The organism is Streptomyces sp. NPDC050549 (assembly GCF_040655035.1).
Taxonomy (GTDB): Bacteria; Actinomycetota; Actinomycetes; order Streptomycetales; family Streptomycetaceae; genus Streptomyces.
Map to the genome: position 1 here is coordinate 207,583 of NZ_JBFAJD010000008.1, position 23,028 is coordinate 230,610.

23 protein-coding genes and 1 pseudogene are annotated in these 23,028 nt (G+C 70.2%); 7 read left to right on the forward strand and 17 right to left on the reverse strand.

Annotated features, from left to right (window positions below; translation table 11 throughout):
• Nucleotides 1-4: 4 nt before the first annotated feature.
• The 3 genes from AB0I51_RS14950 to AB0I51_RS14960 are packed head-to-tail and all read right to left on the reverse strand — an operon-like array spanning nt 5 to nt 4,411.
• Nucleotides 5-1,912, reverse strand: coding sequence for a hypothetical protein (locus AB0I51_RS14950; protein WP_362975021.1), 1,908 nt, complete (start codon nt 1,910-1,912; stop codon nt 5-7).
• A 10-nt stretch (nt 1,913-1,922) separates the two neighbouring features.
• Nucleotides 1,923-3,263 (reverse strand): hypothetical protein, encoded by a 1,341-nt coding sequence (locus tag AB0I51_RS14955; RefSeq protein WP_362975023.1) that lies wholly within the window; start codon nt 3,261-3,263, stop codon nt 1,923-1,925.
• A gap of 5 nt (nt 3,264-3,268) precedes the next feature.
• On the reverse strand, nt 3,269-4,411 hold the full coding sequence (locus AB0I51_RS14960) for a hypothetical protein (RefSeq protein WP_362975025.1): 1,143 nt from the start codon (nt 4,409-4,411) through the stop codon (nt 3,269-3,271).
• Between the two features lie 298 nt (nt 4,412-4,709).
• Here AB0I51_RS14960 and AB0I51_RS14965 point away from each other — a divergent pair, with 298 nt between their 5' ends.
• Complete coding sequence (locus tag AB0I51_RS14965) at nt 4,710-5,606, forward strand: hypothetical protein (RefSeq protein WP_362975027.1); 897 nt, start codon at nt 4,710-4,712, stop codon at nt 5,604-5,606.
• Here AB0I51_RS14965 and AB0I51_RS14970 read toward each other — a convergent pair.
• From AB0I51_RS14970 to AB0I51_RS15005, 8 genes are all read right to left on the reverse strand, one after another.
• Complete coding sequence (locus AB0I51_RS14970; RefSeq protein WP_362975029.1) at nt 5,565-6,287, reverse strand: hypothetical protein; 723 nt, start codon at nt 6,285-6,287, stop codon at nt 5,565-5,567. The two genes, AB0I51_RS14965 and AB0I51_RS14970, sit on opposite strands and share 42 nt — an antisense overlap.
• Before the next feature lie 42 nt (nt 6,288-6,329).
• Nucleotides 6,330-6,653 (reverse strand): hypothetical protein, encoded by a 324-nt coding sequence (locus tag AB0I51_RS14975; RefSeq protein WP_362975031.1) that lies wholly within the window; start codon nt 6,651-6,653, stop codon nt 6,330-6,332.
• Nucleotides 6,643-7,326 carry a hypothetical protein gene (locus tag AB0I51_RS14980; RefSeq protein WP_362975033.1) on the reverse strand — a complete coding sequence of 228 codons (684 nt, stop codon included), beginning with the start codon at nt 7,324-7,326 and terminating at the stop codon, nt 6,643-6,645. The genes AB0I51_RS14975 and AB0I51_RS14980 overlap by 11 nt, the downstream gene beginning before the upstream one ends.
• A 183-nt stretch (nt 7,327-7,509) precedes the next feature.
• Complete coding sequence (locus AB0I51_RS14985; RefSeq protein ID WP_362975035.1) at nt 7,510-8,289, reverse strand: succinate dehydrogenase iron-sulfur subunit; 780 nt, start codon at nt 8,287-8,289, stop codon at nt 7,510-7,512.
• Complete coding sequence (sdhA, locus tag AB0I51_RS14990) at nt 8,289-10,043, reverse strand: succinate dehydrogenase flavoprotein subunit (RefSeq protein WP_362975037.1); 1,755 nt, start codon at nt 10,041-10,043, stop codon at nt 8,289-8,291. The genes AB0I51_RS14985 and sdhA overlap by 1 nt, the downstream gene beginning before the upstream one ends.
• Nucleotides 10,044-10,073: 30 nt before the next feature.
• Entirely contained in the window at nt 10,074-10,556 is a 483-nt protein-coding gene (locus AB0I51_RS14995) for a succinate dehydrogenase hydrophobic membrane anchor subunit (protein WP_362975039.1), read from the reverse strand.
• A gap of 5 nt (nt 10,557-10,561) precedes the next feature.
• A complete protein-coding gene (gene sdhC / locus AB0I51_RS15000) occupies nt 10,562-10,942 on the reverse strand; it encodes a succinate dehydrogenase, cytochrome b556 subunit (RefSeq protein WP_037750247.1) in 381 nt (126 codons plus the stop codon).
• A 254-nt stretch (nt 10,943-11,196) separates the two neighbouring features.
• Entirely contained in the window at nt 11,197-11,754 is a 558-nt protein-coding gene (locus AB0I51_RS15005; protein WP_362975041.1) for a 2-oxo-4-hydroxy-4-carboxy-5-ureidoimidazoline decarboxylase, read from the reverse strand.
• Nucleotides 11,755-11,993: 239 nt separating this feature from the next.
• Between AB0I51_RS15005 and AB0I51_RS15010 the strand changes: the two genes are divergently transcribed.
• The 6 genes from AB0I51_RS15010 (at nt 11,994) to AB0I51_RS15035 (ending at nt 17,510) form a co-directional block, all read left to right on the forward strand.
• Nucleotides 11,994-13,616, forward strand: a complete 1,623-nt coding sequence (locus AB0I51_RS15010; protein WP_362975167.1) for a glycoside hydrolase family 20 protein — start codon at nt 11,994-11,996, stop codon at nt 13,614-13,616.
• 178 nt (nt 13,617-13,794) lie between these two features.
• Nucleotides 13,795-14,355, forward strand: a complete 561-nt coding sequence (locus AB0I51_RS15015; RefSeq protein ID WP_362975043.1) for a hypothetical protein — start codon at nt 13,795-13,797, stop codon at nt 14,353-14,355.
• A 147-nt stretch (nt 14,356-14,502) separates the two neighbouring features.
• A complete protein-coding gene (locus tag AB0I51_RS15020) occupies nt 14,503-14,889 on the forward strand; it encodes a hypothetical protein (protein WP_362975045.1) in 387 nt (128 codons plus the stop codon).
• Nucleotides 14,890-15,013: 124 nt separating this feature from the next.
• Nucleotides 15,014-16,489, forward strand: coding sequence for an MFS transporter (locus AB0I51_RS15025; protein WP_362975047.1), 1,476 nt, complete (start codon nt 15,014-15,016; stop codon nt 16,487-16,489).
• Between the two features lie 198 nt (nt 16,490-16,687).
• Nucleotides 16,688-17,338, forward strand: a complete 651-nt coding sequence (locus AB0I51_RS15030; protein WP_362975049.1) for an RNA polymerase sigma factor — start codon at nt 16,688-16,690, stop codon at nt 17,336-17,338.
• On the forward strand, nt 17,331-17,510 hold the full coding sequence (locus tag AB0I51_RS15035) for a hypothetical protein (protein WP_362975051.1): 180 nt from the start codon (nt 17,331-17,333) through the stop codon (nt 17,508-17,510). Before AB0I51_RS15030 ends, AB0I51_RS15035 begins: the two co-directional genes overlap by 8 nt.
• A gap of 108 nt (nt 17,511-17,618) precedes the next feature.
• Here the strand turns inward: AB0I51_RS15035 and AB0I51_RS15040 are convergent.
• The 6 genes and pseudogenes from AB0I51_RS15040 to AB0I51_RS15065 all read right to left on the reverse strand — a co-directional run.
• Nucleotides 17,619-17,837, reverse strand: a pseudogene (locus AB0I51_RS15040) (amidohydrolase family protein); the annotation flags it as partial.
• Nucleotides 17,838-17,857: 20 nt separating this feature from the next.
• Entirely contained in the window at nt 17,858-18,739 is an 882-nt protein-coding gene (locus tag AB0I51_RS15045) for an amidohydrolase family protein (RefSeq protein WP_362975053.1), read from the reverse strand.
• A 186-nt stretch (nt 18,740-18,925) separates the two neighbouring features.
• Nucleotides 18,926-19,747, reverse strand: coding sequence for an enoyl-CoA hydratase/isomerase family protein (locus AB0I51_RS15050; protein WP_362975055.1), 822 nt, complete (start codon nt 19,745-19,747; stop codon nt 18,926-18,928).
• Complete coding sequence (locus tag AB0I51_RS15055; RefSeq protein WP_362975057.1) at nt 19,744-20,991, reverse strand: cytochrome P450; 1,248 nt, start codon at nt 20,989-20,991, stop codon at nt 19,744-19,746. The genes AB0I51_RS15050 and AB0I51_RS15055 overlap by 4 nt, the downstream gene beginning before the upstream one ends.
• Before the next feature lie 89 nt (nt 20,992-21,080).
• Nucleotides 21,081-22,457 carry a cytochrome P450 gene (locus AB0I51_RS15060; RefSeq protein WP_362975059.1) on the reverse strand — a complete coding sequence of 459 codons (1,377 nt, stop codon included), beginning with the start codon at nt 22,455-22,457 and terminating at the stop codon, nt 21,081-21,083.
• An 8-nt stretch (nt 22,458-22,465) separates the two neighbouring features.
• The gene (locus AB0I51_RS15065; protein WP_359603117.1) at nt 22,466-23,026 is read right to left on the reverse strand and encodes an ATP/GTP-binding protein; all 561 of its coding nucleotides are present in this window, start codon (nt 23,024-23,026) and stop codon (nt 22,466-22,468) included.
• Between the last annotated feature and the right edge of the window lie 2 nt (nt 23,027-23,028).

Consider the following 23,028-nt stretch of genomic DNA (forward strand, 5'->3'; position numbering starts at 1 on the left):
GACCTCACTCCCCTTCCGGGCGGCCACGCCCGGCCGCGGCGGAACGCCCCGGCGGGAGCCCGGCCGGCCGCCGCTCGGGCTGCCTGCCGCGGGGCAGTTCCTGCGGTGCCCGGGCGGCCCGGGGCAGCTGCGCCCTGGGCTCGGCCCGGCCCAGCTGCCGCGCGCCCCGCTGGTCGGAGCCCGCGCCGACGGCGTGCCGGCCCTGCTGCTCCAGCAGCCTGCGGCGCAGATGTACGGCGGGCATGGTGGCGTCGACGCGCCCGTCCGTACGCTCCAGGCCGAGGTCGACCCCGGTCACCGACCGGTACGAGTGCAGGTACCCCTGGATCTCCGAGCGCCAGTAGCGGGCCCAGTTCGCCGCCTGGGTACGGTCGTTGACCGCGTTCCAGTTGCCGTAGCGGATCGACAGGAGCAGTTGCTCGCCGAATCGGCCGAGGTCGCGGAAGTGGATGACCGTGTCCGGGGTCCAGCCCTGGAGCCGCTTCATGGTGTCGACGCGGTCCATCCACTGCTCGGGGTAGGCGACCATCGTGCGGCCGGGCAGGAACTCGCGCATCTCCGGGCGGGCCAGCAGCCACTCCTCCATCAGCATCTCCTGGCGGGCCGTCCAGGGCAGGTCGCCGTACTGGTTGTGCTGGCCCTCGGTCAGCAGCAGATGGACGTCCTTGAGCGCGTTGAGGACCGGGAAGCCGTCCGCGATGATCGTGGTGTCGTCGTCCTCGCGGAAGAACACGGACGTCAGACTCAGCAGGGTGTGGAAGGCCTCCAGGAAGCGGGGACGGCTGTCCACCGGCCGCAACGGCGGTCCGCCGGGCGCCAGTTGGGTGACCCCGTACTGGTGGTCGTACTCGTAGGCCCGGCGCAGCGGCGACAGCCGGTTCTGCTCGTCCTGCACATAGCCCCACATCAGCTGGCTGAGGGCGCGCAGCGGATCGATGTCGACATGGGCCAGCGGGTCGTAGTCGCCGGGGCCGTGCACGTTCTGGAAGCGCGCGGCGATCGCCTCGGCCGACTGGACCAGCATGCCCTCCTCGTGCCAGTACGACCAGATCAGTTCGAGGAAGCAGGGGAAGGTCAGCTTGTCGCGCAGGATGCCGAAGGCCTCCACACCGAACTTGTCGGCCTCCGTGATCGCCAGCTCGCCCAGCTTCAGCCGGATCACCCCGAGGTAGGGCAGCAGCGCCAGGTCCTGCTCGTCCGGGCGGCGTTCACCCGGTGAGTGGGCCGAGATGTAGCGCAGCCAGCGCTGCTGGATGGCCCGCCCGAAGGCGTCGCCGTCCGCGTCGCCCGACTCGCCGTAGCGGCGCCGCTCCTCCTCCAGGTCGACCCCGTCGAACGGGGACGTCAGGTCGTTGCTGTCGACGTGGACCCCGCAGCGCACGAGGAGGAACACCTCGGTGGCGACCTTCAGCAGTCGGTACGCGTCCACGCCGGGGAACGGCAGGGCACGCGGCCCTGTCTTCTTGCGCGGCTCGCTGGGGTCGGGCAGTCCGGTGCCGGACATGAGCGGGTCGATGAAGGCGCTGTACTCGTTGAACGAGATCCGGTCGGTGGAGCGGCGGATCGCCGTCCACAGGGCCTGGTCGTCCGTCGGGTCCGAACCCGCCCTGCGCAGCTGGACGTTGATGCTGTCGCCGGCGGCGATCGGCCGCACCTGCACGGTGAGGTCGGCGGTGGCCACGTCGTCGGCGACATTCGGGCTGCGGAACGTCACCCGGGCGGTGTAGGCGCCGGGCCGCTGGTCGTCGGGGACGTCCCAAATGGCGCGGGCGGGATCCTGAGGGTCGGTCGGCAGCGGGCCGAAGCCGAGGACTTCCCAGGTGACGGTGGGGTTCGAGTGGCTGGATGTGGCGAACAGCGAGACGCGTCCGCCCTGTTGGATCTGTTGGGGCCGTACTTCGATCGTGGCCATGACGGCCTCCTCAACGGCTGTCGTACGCGGAGAGCTCCGCGGGGTGTGCGGCTATGGGTTGTCGGATTTCTGCGGCGCCGTCGAGGGCGTCGAGCGTGCTGGAGAGTGCCCAGTGGGCGATCAACTCCCCGAGGAGTCGGCTCTCCTCCTCCGGTGTGATCAGCGATGCGGCCCTGGCCTGGCCGAGGACCGCCAGGACGAGCGTGGGCGGTGCGGTGCGCAGCAGCTCGGGCTGCCGTAGCCAGCGCCGGTGGCGGGCCAGCAGCAGCGCGGGCGTACGGCTGGAGCGGGGCATCAGGTCGGCCAGCCGGGCCCCGTTCAGCGCGGGCGGACGGTGGCCCACCAGCAGCCGTACGAAGCGGGGCATGGACCGTTCGAGGATCCCGGTCAGCTCGCGCAGTTCCCGCGGGGCGCGGTGCGGCGGATAGAGCGCGGCCCACAGCGTGCTCAGCTGCCGCCACTGCGGATGCGGGTACAGGGCGTCGCCCATGGCGCAGCTGAGCAGGACCCTGATGTAGGGGAACGGATGGGGGTCGTCGAGAGCCGGCGCGAGCACCAGCCGGCGCGGCAGGCTGACCACCGCCATCAGACCCAGGGTGCCGCCGATGCCGAGCTTCCCCACGGCGAAGAGGTCCGCGAGCACCTCGGAGAGGGTCAGCCCCCAGTAGTGGAAGGCCGTCCGCTCGGCCGCCGTGCCCGCGTGCCGCTCGATGTCGTACAGCACGGGCCGCAGTGATCCCAGCAGCCCGAGCTGGGCGACCGCCTGATGCCCGACCTCGTGGACCAGCGAGGAGCCGATCCCGTACCCCACCATGCGTTCGCGGGGGATCCGGATCAGTGAGACCGGGCTGCGACCGCCGCCGGGGATACGGGTGTGCACCCGGCGGATCGCGCCGCCCGGACCCCGCGCGAGGTAACAGATGATGGGCGGCGGGTCGGCGAGCGGGGTGCCCGGTGTGACGAGCGCGTCGACCGCCGCGACGTCCAGTCCGGCGAGCTGCACCCCGACTTCGTGCTCACTGCGCTGGGTGACGGCTTCCGAGAAGACGTCGAAGTGGCTCAGTACGGAGTTGAACTCCCAGCGCAGCAACGAGAACTGGTGCTGCTGCCACTCGGGGTCCCGGTTGCCGCCCGGCCCTTCCAGCCACTCCAGATACGCGCCGACCCGATGCCGGAGCCTGCTCCGCCCCTCCATGAGGAAGCGCTCGATCGCGCTCTGGGCGGCGGCGGACGGTGCGGCGGCAGGCACCATGGTCTCGTGCAGCGCGAACGGCCTGACCCGGTTCAGACGGGTCAGCAGAGCGCGGGCCTCGCCTTCGAGCAGCGCGGTGGCTGCCGGCCGCAGGTCCATGGCGGTCAGGCCCCCATGATGACGATCTTGCGGCCCTGCCGGACCCAACGACCCGACCGGGCACGGCCGTTGTGGTGGCCTTCGTGATGGCCTTCGTGGTGGCCGTTGTGGTGCGTCCGCTCCTCGTGCCCCCAGCCCTCCTCCCGGGCGCGCCTCTCCTCCTCGGCGCGTCCCCACTCCTCCTCTTCCTCCTCGGCGTGCTCCCAGCCGCGCTCCTCACCGAACTCGCGCCTGGCCTCGCCGCGTTCCCCACCGAACTCGCGCCTGGCCTCGCGCCGCTCCTCACCGAACTCGCGCCTGGCCTCGCGCCGCTCCTCACCGAACTCGCGCCGCTCCTCACGCCGTTCCTCGCGGTTGCCCCACTCCCCGCGCTGTTCCTCGCGGCGCCCCTCCTCACGCCGCTCCTCGCCGTGCCGCCATTCCTCCAGCGCCGGGGACGCGCCCCACTCCTCCTTGGCGGCGGGAGCGACGGGGGCGACGGGGGCGGCGGCCGGTGCCACGGCCGGCTCGTCGACGGTCCCGGCGAAGGGTTGTCCCGGCCAGCACCAGGCCGCCGGCACGGCGAAGCTCCTGAAGCGCCGGGCCACACCCGGTGCGTAGCGGCGCGCCGCCGAGTGGACGGCCTGCTGCGCCAGCGCCCGCGGAGCTTTCCGGCGCGAGCCGAACGCGGCGTTCCGCGCGGCGGCACCGCTCAGGGCGACGAAGCGCCGGGCGGTCTCGAACTCGTACTCCTCGTGGTCGATGCCCTCGCCCTCGACCTCGAACAGATTGCTCGCCCAGTCGCCCGCCTTGGCGCCGATCGCGGTGCCGATGCCGGGCCCGCCGATCGCCGTCCCGAGGGCACCTCCGATGGCGGGCAGCGCCTGCTTGGCGACGTTCTTGAGGATGCCGCCGACCGCCTTGCCGGTCGCGGACCCCAGGAAGCCCCCGGCCTTCCGCGCGGCCGCCCTCAGCCATTTGCCCAGGAACTCCTCCAGTTCCTCCTCGGAGGTGACCCCCAACAGCTCGGTGGCCAGCTGGACTTCCTCCTCCTCGTCGAAGGGGCTCTCCAGCGACTCGGCCACCCGCTCCTCGCGGCGGCCCTCGGCACCGAACTCCTCTTCCTCCTCCCGGTAACGCCTTCCGTATTCCTCTTCGTACGGCTGCATGAGACCAGCCCCTCCCGGCAGTGAGCCGACGCGACCTGTCCGAACCCCTGAACCAGGGCCCGGAACCGCAACGTTGGCAGCGCGCCGGGTACGGCGTCGCCAGGGAGGGCGCTGGGGAAGACCCTGGACCCGGCGCTGCCCAGGGTCCCTGGGGGCCACGTCGCGACGGCAATTGCGTACGGTCCCGCCCATTTGTAAAAGGCAGAGGTGGGGGTGGAGATCCCGCCCATACTTGTGCCGTTCGCGGATACGGGTGGGGAGGACGGAGCTGGTGCGACGGCTCATAGCAGTCAACTTTGTGCCGAGCGCACTGTTCGTCGGTTGCCTCTGGGCGCTGGTCCGGGCCGGGAGCTACGGGCGGGTCGGCGACTGGAGCCTGGTGTTGCCCTCGTCTCCCGCCGCCTGCGCCGGCACGTTCCTCGGAATAGCCGCCTGCGCCTGTCTCCTCGCCATGCTGCTGCACCCCTTCCAAGTGCGGGCGGTGCGGGTACTGGAGGGCTATTGGGCGCGATGGCCGGCGACCGCTCGCATCGCGGGTGTACTGACGGAGATCCAGCGACGGCGGTGGCTGGCCCTGCGCATGCGCGCGGAACGCACCGGAACGGACGGCATCACGGTGCGGGTCGGAGCCGACGCCAAGCGCCGACTGGCCGCGCGTCCTCCCGCGCACGTCCTCCTGCCCACGGCGCTGGGCAACGCCCTCCGCAAGGGGGAGATCTCCGCCGGCGAGCGCTACGGGCTGATCACGCTCACCTCGTGGCCCCATGTCCACATGCAGGTCTCACCCCGCATGGCGCGGACACTGAGCTCGACACGGGACGCCCTGGACACGGCGGTCAACCTCTGCTGGAGCTTTCTGGCCACGAGTGTGCTGTCGGCAGTCGCCCTGTACGACGAACCGAACGCCCGTTGGCTCCCGGTCGGGACACTGGTAGCAGCCGCGCTGGCGTACAAGGGCGCGGTGACGGCGGCGGAGACTTACTCAGGTCTGATGCACGTGGTGTACGACCTGCACCGGTTCGATCTGCTGGAGGCGCTCCACCACCCCCTCCCGGACAAGGAGCAGGAGCGGGAGTTGTTCGAGGAGGTGTCGGCCACACTGGTCGGGGAGTGGGTGGCGGACCTCTCCTACGAGCACCCCGGGGGGAGGAGTTCACGCGTACACGATGCTGACGGCGCTGCAGACGCCAAGTAGATGCAGCGCCACTTCGTGCCGCGTTGCGAAGCCGTGGCCATCCGCGCCTGGAGGCACACTCGTTTCGCGGCGGGACGTCTCGCTGATCCTGGTGAGGGGTGCGCCCGAAGCATGAACCCTCACCTGCCAGGTATGCGGAACGGTGATGCGCACATGTCCGGCGACCGCGGTGACATGCACCGCCTCGGGCCCACCGACAGGGTCGGTCGCCAGATCGGCGCGGAGTTCGCCCAGGAGTGCTCGGAAGACGAGCAACTCCCCGCTTCCCGCAGGTACATGGACGTGCCCGGTGGACAGGAAGCGGGTCCACCGCGTACGTCCGACAGTCCGTCCCGCGCTCAGCAGCACGACGGCGCCGTAACCCGCCAGAGCCAAGGGCACACCAAGGTCCCGCACATCCCGGGCGTCGAGACCGTGCGACAGCGCCAGGCCGCTCAGGGCCGCGACCACCAGGGCGGACGGGCCGATCAGAGAGTTCACTGGGACGACCGAGCGAAGCACGTTGAATGCGGCCAGTGCGAGCAATGCCCACGGCCACCATGTGGCCACGGCGTCCAGGGCCAGCCGGGCCCGGTGCACGCTGTCGCCGGCCAGGAAACAACCGAGGGCGAGTGCGATCAGTCCCGTCCAGATCCGGGAGCGCGCTGCCGGACGTCCGCTGTCTGCGCCCTCCACCACCATGACCTGTCCCTGGTGTTGCTCCCCCTCGGTCAGGCGGCCATGCTACTCACGTCGCTCAGGGGGCATTTCTCCGGTGGCGTTCGGGAAGTACTTCTGCTCGATGTCGTGGGCCAACTTCAAGGCTTTGATCCTGTCGGGCTCGTCGGCCAGCACGTGGGCGGGGAGGAACCGGCCCTGGCACGTACCGTTGTGCGGTGCGGCATCCTTCGACTCGAACAAGAGGGCAGTGACGGCATGCGTGCCCTGTTCCTGGGCGTGCTTCCAGCGGCGCTTCGCCAGGATCGTGAACAGCCCGTTGAACTCGGCCTCACAGATGGGGCATTGATGAAGTGTTCCCGTGCCCGGCAGAACGACGTCATGCATCATGGTGACCGGTCCCCTCGATGGCGAGCCCGGCTGGTGCGCTGCCCCCGGAGCTCTTGGTGAGTGCTGGATCAGTGGCCGGACCTTCGACGGGCGGGGGTGGCGGTGCCGTGTGAGGCACCGTCAGCCTCCAGCCCCACACGGCCTCCCCGACCGTGGCGAGGAGCGCCAGGGCTGCCGCCGCCCAGCGGACGCCGGGCTGGGCCGATCCGGATTTCGGCACCAGCGCGACGGCGAGCCCGACGCCCAGCAGGACGGTGCCGAAGTTGTAGGTGTAGACGGCTGACCGGACCTTCTTGCGCCACATATTGCGCGCTGTCCCGATCGCCCGGTCCCGGTTCGCTCGGTCTCGGTAGTGGTCGGCCGCATCCGTGTCGGCGACCCAGCGTTCGAGTTCTTCCTGCGAGAAGTGGTAGCTCCGCGCCCGGAAGCCGAATTGCACGCTGGCGATCAGGCTGACGGCTGCCAGCGTCAGACAGAGCATGGCCACTCCCGCCCAGCGGAACTTGACCTCGTCGGCGGCGACGACTCCGGTTATGGTCACGGCCCCCGCGGCAAGCATGGGAGCCGCGATGTTGACCGCCGCGTGTACGGACTCCGGATAGCCCGCTTTGGGTATGCCGTGAGCCGAATCGGGTTCTTTCCCGCTCTTGGCCGGGATCTTGTGCTTCTCCATGCATCCGCCCCTCGTGTCCCCTGCCACCTGCTATGCCTGGATCACGCCAGTTCGGAGTGTGACAGGCGGAACGAGGTGTTCGGTAGATGGCGCACGACAACTGCGACGTACCGCGTAACACGAAGACGGGCCCCGTCCGGCGTGAACCGGAGCGGGGCCCAACTCGCAGGAGCAGAAAGCAGGTTAGAACCGCCGAGTGATCAGCGCCCGCTTCACTTCCTGGATCGCCTTCGTGACCTCGATGCCTCGCGGGCAGGCGTCCGTGCAGTTGAAGGTCGTGCGGCAACGCCACACCCCGTCACGGTCGTTGAGGATCTCCAGGCGCTGCTCGCCCGCCTCGTCGCGCGAGTCGAAGATGAAGCGGTGCGCGTTGACGATGGCGGCCGGGCCGAAGTACTGGCCGTCGTTCCAGAAGACCGGGCACGAGGACGTGCACGCGGCGCACAGGATGCACTTCGTGGTGTCGTCGAAGCGCTCGCGGTCCTCCGCCGACTGCAGACGCTCGCGCGTCGGCTCGTTCGTGTCCTTCGTGATCAGGAAGGGCATGACGTCGCGGTACGCCTGGAAGAACGGGTCCATGTCGACGACCAGGTCCTTCAGGACCGTCAGACCCTTGATCGGCTCGACCGTGATCGGCTTCTCGGGGTTGAGGTCCTTGATCAGGGTCTTGCAGGCGAGACGGTTCTTGCCGTTGATCCGCATGGCGTCCGAACCGCAGATGCCGTGCGCGCACGAGCGGCGGAAGGTCAGCGTGCCGTCGATGTCCCACTTGATCTTGTGGAGGCCGTCGAGGACGCGCTCCTTGGGGTCGATCTCCAGCTGGAAGTCCTCCCAGACCGCTTCCGCCGAGACCTCGGAGTTGAAGCGGCGGATGCGGAAGGTGACCGTGATGTAGGGGGAGTCGGCGAAGCCGGGCTCGGGCTGGCCGGCCGCTTCTTCCTTGTCCAGAACAGGGGTTGCCATCAGTACTTACGCTCCATCGGCTGGTAGCGGGTCTGGACGACCGGCTTGTAGTCGAGACGGATGGACTCGGTGCCGTCGTCGCCGACCTCGCGGTACGCCATGGTGTGGCGCATGAAGTTGACGTCGTCGCGGTTGGGGTAGTCCTCGCGGTAGTGACCGCCGCGGGACTCCTTGCGGGCGAGCGCGGAGACCGCCATGACCTCGGCGAGGTCCAGGAGGTTGCCGAGCTCGATCGCTTCCAGCAGGTCCGTGTTGAAACGGCGGCCCTTGTCCTGGATCGAGACGTTGCGGTAGCGCTCGCGCAGCTCCGCGATCTTCTCGACCGCCGTCTTGATCGTCTGCTCGGTGCGGAACACCATGACGTTCGCGTCCATGGTCTCCTGCAGCTCGCGGCGCAGGACCGCCACGCGCTCGGTGCCCGTGGAAGCACGGAGGTGCTCGACCTGGTCGATGACCTGCTGCGCCGGGTTCTCGGGCAGCTCGACGTAGGACGCCTTCTGCGAGTACTCCGCCGCCGCGATGCCCGCCCGGCGCCCGAACACGTTGATGTCCAGGAGGGAGTTGGTGCCCAGGCGGTTGGCGCCGTGGACCGACACGCACGCGACCTCGCCGGCCGCGTACAGGCCCGGGACGACGGTGGTGTTGTCCGTGAGGACCTCACCCTCGACGTTGGTCGGGATGCCGCCCATCGCGTAGTGCGCGGTGGGTTGGATCGGGATCGGGTCCGTGTACGGCTCGATGCCGAGGTAGGTGCGCGCGAACTCCGTGATGTCGGGCAGCTTGGCGTCCAGCTGCTCCGGCGGGAGGTGAGTGAGGTCCAGGTAGACGTGGTCGCCCTCGGGACCGCAGCCGCGGCCCTCACGGATCTCCGTGTAGATGGAGCGGGAGACGACGTCACGGGACGCGAGGTCCTTCATGACAGGCGCGTACTTCTCCATGAAGCGCTCGCCGTCCTTGTTGCGGAGGATGCCGCCCTCACCGCGGGCGCCCTCCGTCAGCAGGATGCCCATGCGCCAGATGCCGGTCGGGTGGAACTGGAAGAACTCCATGTCCTCCAGCGGCAGCCCGCGCCGGTACACGGCGGCCTGGCCGTCACCGGTCAGGGTGTGCGCGTTCGACGTCACCTTGAAGAACTTGCCGCAGCCGCCGGACGCGTAGATCACGGCCTTCGCCTGGAAGACGTGGATCTCGCCGGTCGCCAGCTCGTACGCGACGACGCCCACCGACGTCTTCACGCCGTCGACGTCGGCGATCAGCTGGTCGAGGACGTAGAACTCGTTGAAGAACTCCACGCCCTCCTTCACGCAGTTCTGGTACAGCGTCTGGAGGATCATGTGGCCGGTGCGGTCGGCCGCGTAGCAGGACCGGCGGACCGGGGCCTCGCCGTGGTTGCGGCTGTGACCGCCGAACCGGCGCTGGTCGATCGTGCCGTCGGGCGTGCGGTTGAACGGCAGGCCCATCTTCTCCAGGTCGAGGACGGAGTCGATGGCCTCCTTCGCCAGGATCTCGGCGGCGTCCTGGTCGACCAGGTAGTCACCGCCCTTGATCGTGTCGAAGGTGTGCCACTCCCAGTTGTCCTCCTCCACGTTGGCGAGCGCGGCGGCCATACCGCCCTGCGCGGCGCCCGTGTGGGAGCGGGTGGGGTAGAGCTTCGTCAGGACCGCGGTGCGGCTGCGCTTCGTCGACTCGATCGCGGCGCGCATACCGGCGCCGCCGGCGCCGACGATGACGGTGTCGTATTTGTGGATCTTCATCAGAATTCCTCAGTCCCTCAGCCCGGTGGCCTAGCGGATGTTCGGGTCGAAGGTGAAGATCACCAGCGTGCCCAGCAGGATGGTGAACACCGTGGCGGTGTAGAGCAGGCCCTTGAGCCACAGCCGGGTGTTCGCGCGTTCTGCGTAGTCGTTGATGACCGTGCGCAGGCCGTTGGCGCCGTGCAGCATCGCCAGCCAGAGCATCAGCAGGTCCCAGACCTGCCAGAACGGCGAGGCCCAGCGGCCGGCCACGAAGGCGAAGCCGATCTTGGAGACGCCGCCGTCGAGCACGAGCTGGATCAGCAGGTGGCCGAGGACCAGGACGACCAGCACGACGCCGGACAGGCGCATGAAGAGCCAGCCGTACATCTCGAAATTGCCCCGGGTCGACTTCGGGGTCTTCTTGGTGCGCTTGCGGGGGGCCTCGATGAGGGGCGCGGGGTTGTCTACGGTGTAGACGGACGGGCCCTCGACGGGGCCGATGCCCGACGCCGCGGTTTCAGTCGTGGACATCTGCGTCAGCTCCCGAAGAGAACACGAGCGGCGTGGCCGAGCACGGGGTAGATCGCCCCGAGCATGAGCACGACCCACAGGCCGACGACGGACCAGAGCATCTGCTTCTGGTAGCGCGGGCCCTTCGACCAGAAGTCGACGGCGATGACGCGCAGGCCGTTGAGGGCGTGGAAGAGGATCGCGGCGACGAGGCCGTACTCCAGCAGTGCGACGATCGGCGTCTTGTAGGTGGCTACGACCTTGTCGTAGTCCTCGGGGGAGACACGCACAAGAGCGGTGTCCAGCACGTGTACGAACAGGAAGAAGAAGATGAGGACGCCGGTGACTCGATGAGCCACCCAGGACCACATTCCTTCCCGGCCGCGGTACAGCGTTCCAGCCGGCACGGAAGAACCCTCCGGGAGCGGGGATTTAGGGCCGCGCCGGCTTCTCTGTCGGTCGGGCCCGGCCGGGTACGGTCCACCGGCCCTCAGCATCGTAACCAGGTGCTGACACGGGTCTTACGGCGGGCCTGCTTGTGTGATCAAACTGGCACCCAAAGGTGCGCGTATGGGCTAGTTTCGGGTGGCTAATGGGGCGGGGCTTGTCTTGTTTGCCGGGTGCGGGTCCGTTGTGGCTGGGCGCGCAGTTCCCCGCGCCCCTAAAAGGCAAAGACGCTCAGCAGCCGTCCTCTTGCCAGGCGCCGGAGTTCCTCGGCCACCACTACCCGCTCTTCCTCGGGATCGTTTGTCAACCGTGATCGGATTTCTGCTAGTACGTGGTCCAGGACCTCGTCCGGGGCAATGCCGTCCGGGCAGATGACGAACACGTGGCCGAAGCGGGCCTCGTAGGCCGCGTGAGCCGCGTCCAATGCCATGTGGGCGGCCTCGTACGTATCGTCCGGCAGGACCGGTAGCGACTCGCCCGCCAGCGCCTCCGCCAGGTCCCCCGCCGTGAGGTCGTACGCCGCCTCGTCGGACGCGGCGAGTAGGGCGTCGAGGTCGGGGTAGGGGCGGTGGTCGGTGAGGCGGCGGGACCAGCGGTGGCTGTGGAGGCAGCTGAGGAGGGTGTGCCGGGCGTCCTCGGGAGACGCTGTGTTGAACGTCTCCAGCGATTTCGGGGACGGCGAGGTGCGGGACTGCTCGGGCAGCGCCGGTATGGCCAGTCGGCCGGGAAGGTGGGGAAGGCGGTGCGAAGGCAGTGTGGATCCTCGCGTCACGGATGGTGCGGCAGGGGATGCAGTGAAAGGTGTGGTGAGAGGTGCGTCACCACGTTATCGGGAGTGGTCATGACGTGTCCGTTGGATGCCCGAATTTCACCCGGACGGGAGAGTTTCGGAACGTGTGGTGGACACTCGCGGTCCGCCCGGGGCCGTAGGTTGGCGCCGTGAGCCAGCACAGGCGCCGCTCGTCGGCGAAGCAGGTGAAGCGGTCGAGGCCGTCGAAGCCGTCGAGGCCGTTGACGCAGCGGCGGGGGCTGATCGCGGTCGCCGTGGCCGCCGCGGTGGTCGGGGGCGGGGTGGGCCTCGGGCTGTGGGCGTCGTCCGGGGACGACGGAAGCCCGGTCGGCGCCGCGCTGAGCCCCTCCGACTCCACCTCCTCGCGGGCCGCGAACTCGCGCACCCCCACGCCCACCCCGAGCTCCACCCGCGTCTATCCGTTGTCGCAGACGCCCCGCACGATTCCCGCCGTGCGCTCGCACACCCCCGCCCGTGGCCCCGGCTGGCGCCCCGCCAAGGGGGAACGGGTCGTCGTCGACGACGCCGACCTCGTCGACGAGGGGCGGCTGATCGCCGGTGAGCTGGGGCTGACGTACGCGGGCGAGGCGAGTGACGTGCGCGCCGGGGACGTACGACTGGCGCTGAACGACGACGAGGGCGCGAACCCGGAGTCGTACGCGATGACCGTGCGCGGCGGGCGGGTCACCATCAGCGGGCCCTCGGACTCGGGGGTGTTCTACGGCACCCGCACGCTCAAGCAGGAGGTGCACGGCGGTGGTACGGCGCCGGAGGGCGTCGTGCACGACCAACCGGCCAAGCCGCGGCGCGGGTTCATGCTGGACATCGCGCGCAAGCCGTTCACCGCGTCCTGGATCGAGGACCGGGTACGGGAGTTGGGCGACCTGAAGTTCAACGAGCTGGGCCTGCACTTCTCCGAGGACCAGGGCTTCCGGATCGAGTCGACGACCCATCCCGAGGTCGTGTCCAAGGACCACCTGACCAAGGCCCAGGTGAAGCGGATCGTCGATCTCGCCGCCGCCCGGCACATCACCGTCGTCCCCGAGATCGACTCGCCGGGGCATCTGGGCGCGGTGCTCGCCGCCCACCCGGATCTGCAGCTGCGCAACGCGTCGGGCGTCGCCAGGCGCGGTGCGATCGACATCTCCAAGGACGCGTCCGCCGCGATCGTCGACGAACTCCTCGACGAGTACGCGGGACTCTTCACCGGCGACCAGTGGCACCTCGGCGGGGACGAGTACCAGGCGCTCACCGTCGCCAACCCCCAGGCGTCCTTCCCGCAGTTGGCCGCCGCCGCGACGAAGGCCTACGGCGCCGGCGGCACCGTCGCCGACCTCACCACCGGTTGGCTCAACGACCGCGCCGACACGGTCCGCAACCACGACCGGACGATGCGGGTGTGGAACGACGGCTTCTTCGCGGGTACGTCCGTGCAGGCCGCCAAGGACCTCCAGGTGGCGTACTGGACGGGCAAGGAGATCGGCGCCAGGCAGCCCGTCGCGTACCTGAGCGCGGGCCGCAAGGTCCTCAACTACAACGACGAGTACCTGTATTACGTCCTCGGCGAGCCGCAGACCTTCGTCTATCCGACCGGGCGGCGGATCTACGAACAGTGGACCCCGCGTGTGCTGCGCGGCACACAGGCCGTCCCGGCGAAGTACGACGGCCAGATCCTCGGCGGCTCCTTCGCGGTCTGGTGCGACCTGGCCAACTCCCAGACCCAGGCCCAGGTCGCGGCCGGCATCCGCATGCCACTGCGCGCCACCGTCCAGAAACTGTGGGACCCGGGGACACCGAAGCTGACCTGGACCCAGTTCAAGTCCCTTGCGGACAAGGTGGGTTGAGCGAGGAGCCCCGGGGGCGGTGTTCGAGGTCTGCGGATCCGAGCCCTGTTGGCCGAAAACCTCTTCTTCCGTTTTCCCGACCTGTCCGAGGTCGTCCCGTGTGACACTCCCGGGGTGGAGCACGCAGTCAGGGGAAACGTGGGCTTCATAGGGGAGGGGCCCCGCCGAGGGAGGTTCTATGAGTCTGGTGGAACTGATCGCTCAGGCCGACGAACGCGCACTGGCCGTCAGTGGGCTGGCTTGTTTGGATCGGTGTGTGCCGCTGCTGGGCGGTGGTGACGAGGTGCTGCGGCCCTTGTGGGCAGGGCTCGCGGACGGCGCGGCGGGGGAGGAGTGGAGCGAGCGGCTGGAGAAGGCGCGCGGTGAACTGCCCGCTCTCTTCGAGGAACCCGGTGAGGACCTGGCCGCGCCGCTCGCCCGACGGATGCTCGACACCGCCCCGGACGTGCCGGCCGACCCCTCGGTGCGGGAGTGGGCCGACACCTGCTCCGTGGCCTCGCTGCGCATCCACCAGCTCCTCGACCCCGCCGACGACGGCTCCCCGGTCGACGCCCGCCGGGCCGGACTTACGGACGGGGTGTCGCCGCTCGTCGCCGCCGAACTGCGCCGCCAGATCGCCGTGCTCGAACTCCTCTCCGGCCCCGCCCCGGGCGGACTCCGGCAGGCCCTGGCCGTGTCGACGGAGGGCCGCCGGGTACTGCGCGCGGTGGTGTCGCGCCGGGCACGCGGACGGGCGTGAGCGGGGCCGGGACTCTCCGTTTCCGGCGAAGTCTGTGAGCGTCGTGCGGTGAGGATGGGGCGGTCCTGCGCCGGTCCGGGGGAATGTCCGGATCGTGGTGCCGGAAGAGTGCCCGGCCGTGCTTCTCCTGGTGTGGTGACAGATCTGATGAGAGAGCGGTCGCGCCCCAGGGCCGCAACGCAGCCCGTGCGGTGGGCCGCGGACGCGGTGGCGATGATGCGCGAGGGTGCCCGGGTGCGCCTCGACTACTCGGCGCGGAGCCTGTGGCGCGTCGACCGGATGATCGAGGAGATACGGCGGGAGGGCGCGCCGTACGCCGCCGTGGAGAGCGAGTTGCGCGGATTCGGGGCGTACGCCGGCGAGGTGATCGCGCGGCAGACCGGCGCCGAGTGGTGGGCGACCGGCGGTGAGCACTGGCTGCGTACTCCGGACGGGCGCCTGTGGGACCCCGTCGACGAGGCGCGGCGGTGTTTCGGCGGGCACGGGTCGCTGCGGCTGCTGTGCCGGGACGCGATCAACGGCGTACAGAGGTAGGGGAGTTCGGCGGGCGTCCCGGGGGTGCCGCACACGGCAAAATCGCCGTAATAAGAGACGCTGGCGTTCCCCCAGGGGAGGTCCGGGAGGACGATGGGAGCAACTGCCGGACCGGGGAGGGCACATGGCCGAGAACCGTCGTTGGTGGGCGCTGGTCGTCATCGCGCTCGCGCAGTTGATGGTCGTTCTCGACATGACCATCGTCAACATCGCACTGCCGTCCGCCCAGACCGACCTGGGGATGTCGGACGGGAACCGGCAGTGGGTCATCACCGCCTACACCCTCGCCTTCGGCGGACTGCTGCTGCTCGGTGGCCGGGTCGCGGACCTCGCCGGACGCAAGAACACCTTCATGATCGGCCTGATCGGCTTCGCCGCCGCGTCCGCGCTCGGCGGTGCCGCCGCCAACCAGGGCATGCTGTTCGGCGCCCGGGCGCTGCAGGGAGTCTTCGCCGCGCTGCTGGCACCCTCCGCGCTCTCCCTGCTCACGACGACGTTCACCGACCCGAAGGACCGCGGCAAGGCCTTCGGCGTGTTCGGCGCGATCGTCGGCGCGGGCGCGGCGGTCGGTCTGCTCGCGGGCGGTTTCCTCACCCAGTACCTGGACTGGCGCTGGTGCCTCTACGTCAACGTGCCCATCGCGCTGGTCGCGTTCGCCGGCGCCTGGGTGCTGCTCAGCGACAGCTCCCGGCACCCGGAGGCCCACCTCGACATCCCGGGCGCCCTCCTCGGTTCGGGCGGCATGCTCACCCTCGTCTACGGCTTCTCCGAGGCGGAGTCGCGGAGTTGGGGCGACGGACTGGTCCTCGGCCTGCTCGCCGCCGGTGTCGTCCTGCTCCTCGCGTTCGGGTTCTGGCAGACCCGGGCACGGGTTCCACTGCTGCCGATGACGGTGGTGAAGGACCGTCAGCGGATCGGGGCGTTCCTCACCATCCTGTTCGTCACCATCGGCATGTTCGGCGTGTTCCTCTTCCTCACCTACTACATGCAGCGCGTCCTCGGCTATTCGCCGGTCAAGACGGGCGTCGCCTATCTCCCCATCACCGTCGGCATGATCACCGGCTCCACGCAGGTCGCGGCCCGGCTGGTGTACCGGGTCCCGCCGCGCACCCTGATCGTCCCGGGCCTGCTGACCGCGGCGGGCGCGCTCGCGCTGATCGCCCAGGTCGGGGTGGAGCCCGCGTACGCCGAGTACATCCTGCCCGGCATGCTGATGCTCGGTCTCGGCATGGGTACGGCGATGATGACCTCGGTGTCCCTGGCCACCGGAGGTGTCGCCCCGCGCGACTCCGGCGCCGCCTCCGCCACCTTCAACACCGCCCAGCAGGTGGGCGGTTCGATCGGCACGGCCCTCCTCAACACGATCGCCGCCACGGTCACCACGCGCTACGCCACCGCCCACGCCGGACCCGGTGTGAACAAGCGGCTCCTTGAGGCGAAGGCCGCGGTGCACGGCTTCAACGTCGCCACCTGGTGGGCGATGGGCTCGCTCCTGCTGGCCGCCCTCATCGCGGGCGTCCTGGTGAACACGGACCGGGTGCCCGCACCGGGCGCGGTGGCGGCGGAGACGCCCCAACAGCCCGTGGACACAACGCTCTAGGGCGAAGGGACCGAGGGGCGGTACCGCGCGGCGGGGACGATGTGACACTTCTGTGAGGCCCGGCGCTGATGGCGATGGGGGGTGCGGGGGACCGCCGCGCCCGGTACGGATTCTTCGCGAACTCGGTACGTGACCCGGTACGTCGAGATCGGTGCGTCGATCGGTACGTCACGGGGAGCGTACGGACGAGGACAGTCCTTGGGCCAGACAGGCGAGCCCCGCCGCGGGCACGCGCACGACGGGGAACTGGGTGCCGCTGTCGCGCGCGCCCAGGAGGGCGACGACGGTGCTTTCGCGGTCGCGTACCGGATCGTGCAGCCAGGGCTGCTCGGCTATCTGCGCGGGCTGGTCGGCGACGAGGCGGAGGACGTGGCGGCCGACGCCTGGCTGGAGATCGCCCGCGACCTGGGCCGCTTCCGGGGCGACGGGGCGGGCTTCCGCGGCTGGACGGCGACCATCGCCCGGCACCGGGCACTCGACCACCTGCGCAGACAGCAGGTGCGGCCCCGGCCGGCGGCGCTCGAACAGGACGTGTTCGAACTCCCCGGTCCGCACAGCACCCATGACCAGGCACTGGAGTCCCTCTCCACCGAACACGCCCTCGGCCTGGTGCGCGGCCTGCCCCGCGACCAGGCGGAGGCGGTCCTGCTCCGCGTCGTCGTGGGCCTCGACGGCCCCGCCGCCGCCCGGGTCCTGGGCAAACGCCAGGGCGCGGTACGCACAGCGGCCTACCGGGGGCTGAAGCGGCTGGCCCGCGAACTCGCCGGTGAGGGTGTGACGGATGCCGGCGCCAGGACGCTGGGGGAGTCGGACGAGGGTTCGGCGAGGGATGGACACGGACATGACTGAGCGGCAGAACGCCGACGGCTTCCCGGCTCTGCTGGGCGCCGCGCTGCGCGATGTCGTCGTGGACGACGAGGCGGAGCGGCGGGCGGTGGCCGCGTTCCGGCTGGCCAGGGATTCCGGCGACCGCGCGACCAGCCCCCGGCGCGAGGACGACTGGCGCCCCGGGTCCGCGTGACCCCGGCAGCCGCGGCTGGACCGCTTCGCCAACTGCCCTGTCCCGCTTGACGATCCGGCCCTCCTGCATGACCAGCACCACGTTCGCCGGATCCCCGAGCAGCCCGATGTCGGCGACGGGATCGCCCTCGCACACCACGACATCGGCGATCTTCCCGACCTCGACCGTGCCCAACGTCTCGTCCAGTCCCAGTAGTTGGGCGGCGTTCAGCGTCCCCGCGCGGATCGCGTCCGGCGGTGACAGGCCCAACCGCACCATGTGGCCGAGCTCCTGGAGGTTCCGGGCGTGCGGAACGGCGCCCGCGTCCCTTCCGAGCGCCACCTTCACCCCGCGCCGTACCGCCTCGCTCAGCCGGTGCGTCGCCGCCTCCGCGAGCCGGGCCTTCTTCTCGTGGGGGCGGGCGTGAAGCGGTCGCGCTCGACTTGGAAGGTCGACAGCGTCGGGACCAGGAACGCGCCCTTCTCCAGCATCAGATCGATGCCTTCGTCGTCGATGAGACAGCCGTGCTCGGTGCTGGTCACCCCGCGGCGCAGGGCGTTCTTGATGCCCACGGTGCCCTGCGCGTGCGCGGCGACCGGCCGGCCGCGGTGCCGGCGGGTCTCGTCCACGACCGTCGCGATCTCCTCCACGGTCAGGCCCCCGTCCTCGGGCTGATCGCTCGGGCTGTTGACGCCGCCGGTCGCGCAGACCTTGATGACGTCTGCGCCGTCGCGCAGCAACCGCCGTGTCGCCAGGCGCACTTGGCCGGGATCGTCGGCCAGCTCGCTGAACGGGTCGAGGAGGGCCGAGGGGTCGTAGCCGCTGGGCATGCTGAAGTCGGCGTGTCCGCCGGTGTGGCTCATCAGCCGCAGCGCGACATGCAGCCGGGGTCCCTCGATCAGGCCGGGCGCGACGGCGTCGCGGTAACCGGCGTCGATGCCGCCGAGATCCCGGGCCGTGGTGATACCGGCGTGCAGGGTCTCGCGCATACGGCGGGCCCGTTCGAAGACGGTGACCGTGGGTCGGTTGGTCAGCAGCCGTCCGGTGAGGTCGGCGTTGCCGTCCATGAGGAAGTGCAGATGGCAGTCGAAGAACCCGGGCAGCAGGGTGTGTCCGCCGCAGTCGACGACGGTCGCCTCAGGGATCCGTGGCCGCGCGTGCTGCGGCCCGGCGCAGGTGAACCTGGCGTCCTCCACCACGGCCGCCGAGTCGACGGGCAGGCCTCCCGGTGCCGTCGACCAGACGGACACCGGTGAACACGACAGGGGCCGACGGGCGACGTTCACTGTTGTCAGGCATGACCCACGTGTATCCCGCACCGACCGGGCCCGGCACCCGCATCGGTCCGTTGGCCGGGACACCGAGCCGGATACGCCGAAGACACGGAGGCCCGTGCCGTCCGGATGGACCCACCCCGGACGGCACGGGCGTGACGCTCAGCGGGGCTGGGCGAGTTGAGCGGCGAGGAGGTGGGAGTCGAGCAGGGCGGTGTCGCTGGTGCGGGCGGCTTTCGCGTAGCCGGCGAGCATGCGTTTGGTCAGGACGAGCGCCTGCGGGGAGCGCCGGGCGAGGGGTCTGGTCCAGGCTGTGACGGCGTCGTCCAGCTGGTCGAGGGGTGCGATCTTGTGGAGGAGCCCGAGGTGCTGGGCGGTGGGGGCGTCGAACTCGTCGCAGGTGAGCATGAGTTCACGGATCCGGGCGGCACCGGCCTCCGTGATGAGGCGCCCCATCGCGCCCCCCCAGGCGGGTGCGAGTCCGAGACCGATCTCCGGCATGCGGAAGCGGCAGGTGTCCGCCCCCGCGCGCAGATCGCAGTGGGCGGCGAGCGCGAGGCCGGCGCCGATGACCCCGCCGTGGAGCCGGGCGATGGTGACGGCGTGGGTGTTCTCCAGCGCCTGGCACAGCCGGTGGGCCTTGTCCGCGATGCGCCGCAGCGTGGTCCCGGTCGGATCGCCGGCCAGCGCCTCCTGGTACTCCCGGCGGTCCGCTCCCAGACAGAAGTCCTTGCCCAGGGAGGAGAGCACCAGGATCTGGACGTCCGGCTGTTCGTGGAGGCCGTCGAGTACGGCGATGAGCGCGTCGAGGACGGCGGAGCTCAGGACGTCGTCGTCCTGAGCGGACGGGTTGAGCCGTACGTGGAGGACGGATCCGGTGCGGGTGAGGCTTACGGGACCGGTGGGAGGTGCGGTCTCCGTGTCGGCCACGGGCTCCGACGTGGGGGCGTGCACCGCGGCACGGGAGGTTATTGGCGGGTTCATGTCAGTGAAACGTCCAGGTTGAGGAGTCGCCTGAACGCCACCCGGGGTGCCTGCACGGGGCGGCGGACCAGGGTGAGTCTCGGCAGGCGGGCGATCATGCGGCTGAGCAGGGTCTGTGCCTCCAGCCGGGCCAGGGGTGCGCCCAGGCAGTAGTGGATGCCTCCACTGAAGGCCAGATGGGTCGGCTTGCGCCGGGGGGCGAAGGAGCCGGGGTCGGTGAACCGGGCGGGGTCGCGATGGGCGGCGCCCACCATGAGGTGGACCATCTCCCCGGCCTGGACCTCGGTGTTCTCCAGGCGGCAGTCCTGGGCGGCGACCCGGCTGATGACGTGGGTGGGAGGGTCGTAGCGAAGGGTCTCCTCCACGAACGCGGGGACCAGGTCCGGGTGTTCGGTGAGCAGACTCCAGCGGCCGGGGTCCTCGACCAGCAGGAGCGCCATGGTCGACAGCAGTGTCGAGGTCGTCTCCAGGGCGGCCAGCAGGACGAACAGGGCGAGGAAGTAGACGGCTTCGTCGGCCTTGTCCCGGTCCGGTTCGAGCTCGTCCCAGGTGCTGATCCACCGGGAGACAGGATCGTCCCCGGGGTGCTCGCGGCGGTCGCGGATCAGCTCCAGGAAGTAGGCGCGCAGTTCCACCATGGCGGCGTCGGAACGGGCCAGTTGGCTGGCGTTCGGGAGCAGCTCCTGGGTGAAGACCTGGTCGTGGGTCAGTTCACGCAGCCGGGGCCAGTCCGCGCTGGGCAGTCCGAGCCAGTCGCCGATGGTGGCGACCGGGAGTTCCTCGCTGACCAGTGCGGAGAAGTCGGCCTCTCCCGCGTGCAGGCGCTCGTGCAGAGTGTCGAGCAGCCGGTCGACGACCTGGCTCACCCGGTGGCCGATCTGTTCGATGGTGGAGCGGTCGAAGGAGCCGGCCGACCGGCGCACCTTGGTGTGCTCCGGAGGGTTGAGCGCCGGCATGGTCCGGCTGATCTCCCGTGCGGAGGGGGCGCTCCAGCGGGTGCGGGCGCCTTGTCGCGCCCGCCAGTCGGTGTCCGGTTCGAGCCACACGCCGTTGCGCAGTACTTGATCGCAGGTGCCGTAGCTGGTCACGAGGTGACCGCCCCAGGGCGCGGGGCTGACCGAGCCGCGCGCCCTGAGTTCTGCGTAGATGGGGAAGGGATCGGCCTGCCCGTCAGCCGTCCGGAGACGGGAGAACAGGGAGATGGTGGCCCGACGGTCCGTGGACGGAGTCGTGACGCTTCCCACGATGGTGGCTCCTCTCTGCCAGCCGCCATCCGTACCCGTGGGGTGTTTGAATCATCCAATAACACAGTGCTTTCATAGGGTTACTTACATCACTCGCCATTCACCCAGGCCCGGAAGCGGCTGAACATCCCGCCCTTGGGCTTCGGAGCGGCGTGGGACGGCCGGTTGTACCCGGCCGGCTGCGGCATGGCGGCGGCCGACGGCGCGGCCTGCGGGGAAGCCGGTCGCGCCGGGCGGGGCTTGGCCGCGGACGGCACCGTACGGGGGGTGTACCGGATCGGCACGGTCACCAGCTGGCGGCTCCACGGCGCCGGCACCCAGGCGAGTTCCTTGAAGGGGACGCGCATCTCGACGTCGGGCAGCCGGTTGAGCAGGGACTCGACGGCCGTGGCCGCGATCATGAACGCCGGGTCCTTGGCCGGGCACGCGTGCGGGCCGGCGCCGAAGGCCAGATGGGCCTTGGAGCTGAGCTGCTCGCGGTGCGCGGTCAGCTTGGGGTCGGTGTTGGCGGCGGCGAAGGAGATCAGGACCGGATCGCCCGCGTGCAGTTTCCGCTCACCCAACTCGACGTCCTGGGTGGGGTAGTGGGCCGCGTAGTTGGCGATCGGCGCATAGTTCCACAGCGTCTTGACGACCGCGTCCTCGACCGGCAGACCACTCGGCCAGTCGTCGCTGAGGTACAGCGCGGCGCTGGTGCCGATCGAGGCCGTCAGGGGCGCGGTGCCGCCGGAGAGCAGGGTCACCAGCTGATGCAGCACCTCCTCGTCGGTCAGCCGGGAGGAGTGCACCATCAGCCGGGTGGTGAGGTCCTCGCCGGGCTGGCGGCGCTTCAGCGCGATCAGCTCGGCGAGCGCGCCGCCCAGGGTCTCGTCGGCGCCCGGGGTGCCCTGGAAGATGCCGGTGATCCCGGCGATCACACGGTCGCCGAGCTCGGGCGGGCAGCCGAACAGCTCACCGAAGACCAGCAGCGGCAGCGGCTGGGCGTAGGCGGCCATCAGCTCCGCCTGGCCGAGGGCCTCGGAACTGAACTGGCTGATCAGGTAGTCGGCCGACTGCTGCGTCAGCCGGACGATCCGGCTCTGGTCGACGGTCGCGAGACTGTCCGTGACCGCCTGCCGCAGCCGGGCGTGCGCCGCACCGTCGCTGAACAGCGCGTTGGGCCGGTAGCCCATCATCGGCAGCGCCGGGCTGTCCGCCGGTATCTCCCCGTTGTTCAGGGCGTTCCAGCGGCGCGAGTCCCGCACGAACAGGGTCGGGTTCTGCAGGATGTAGAGACTGGCGTCATAACTGGTGACCAGCTCGACCTCGACGTCCGGCGCGATGTCGACCGGGGCGCTGGGCCCCAGCGTGCGCAGCTGGGCGTACATGTTCTCGGGGTCGGAGCCGAACTCGGACCCGTACAGCGGGACGTTGCCGTGCGCGGGGCAGCCGTCCGGGGCCCCGGACGGGTCGAAGGGCTGTTGCATGCTGGCTCCTAGCCGAGTGAGGACAAGAGGTGCTTCACGAGCGTGATGAGTGCCTGCATCGAGGAGTCCTGGTCACGCACGTCGCAGTGGATGACCGGGGTGTCCTCGGAGATGTTGAGTGCCTCGCACACCTCGTCGAGCGGGAACTGGTGCTTCCCCTCGAAGGTGTTGACGCCGATGACGTAGGGCAGACCGAACGCCTCGACCAGGTCGAGGACGGGGAACGTCTCCTCCAGCCGCTCGGGGTCGGCCAGGACCAGCGCGCCCAGCGCTCCCCGGGACAGCCCCTCCCACATCTGCTTGAACCGCTCCTGGCCGGGGGTTCCGAAGATGTAGAGGACCAGGTCCTCGCCGAGGGTGAGCCGCCCGAAGTCCATCGCCACGGTCGTGGTCGTCTTGTCCGGGGTCTCGGAGAGGTCGTCGAGCCCCTCGCTGGCTTCGGTGATCTCCTCCTCGGTCTGGAGCGGTTCTATCTCGGAGACACTTCCGATGTACGTGGTCTTCCCGACCGCGAAGTGGCCCACGACCAGGATCTTCACGGAGCGGGAGACGTCGGGATCCAGATACACGG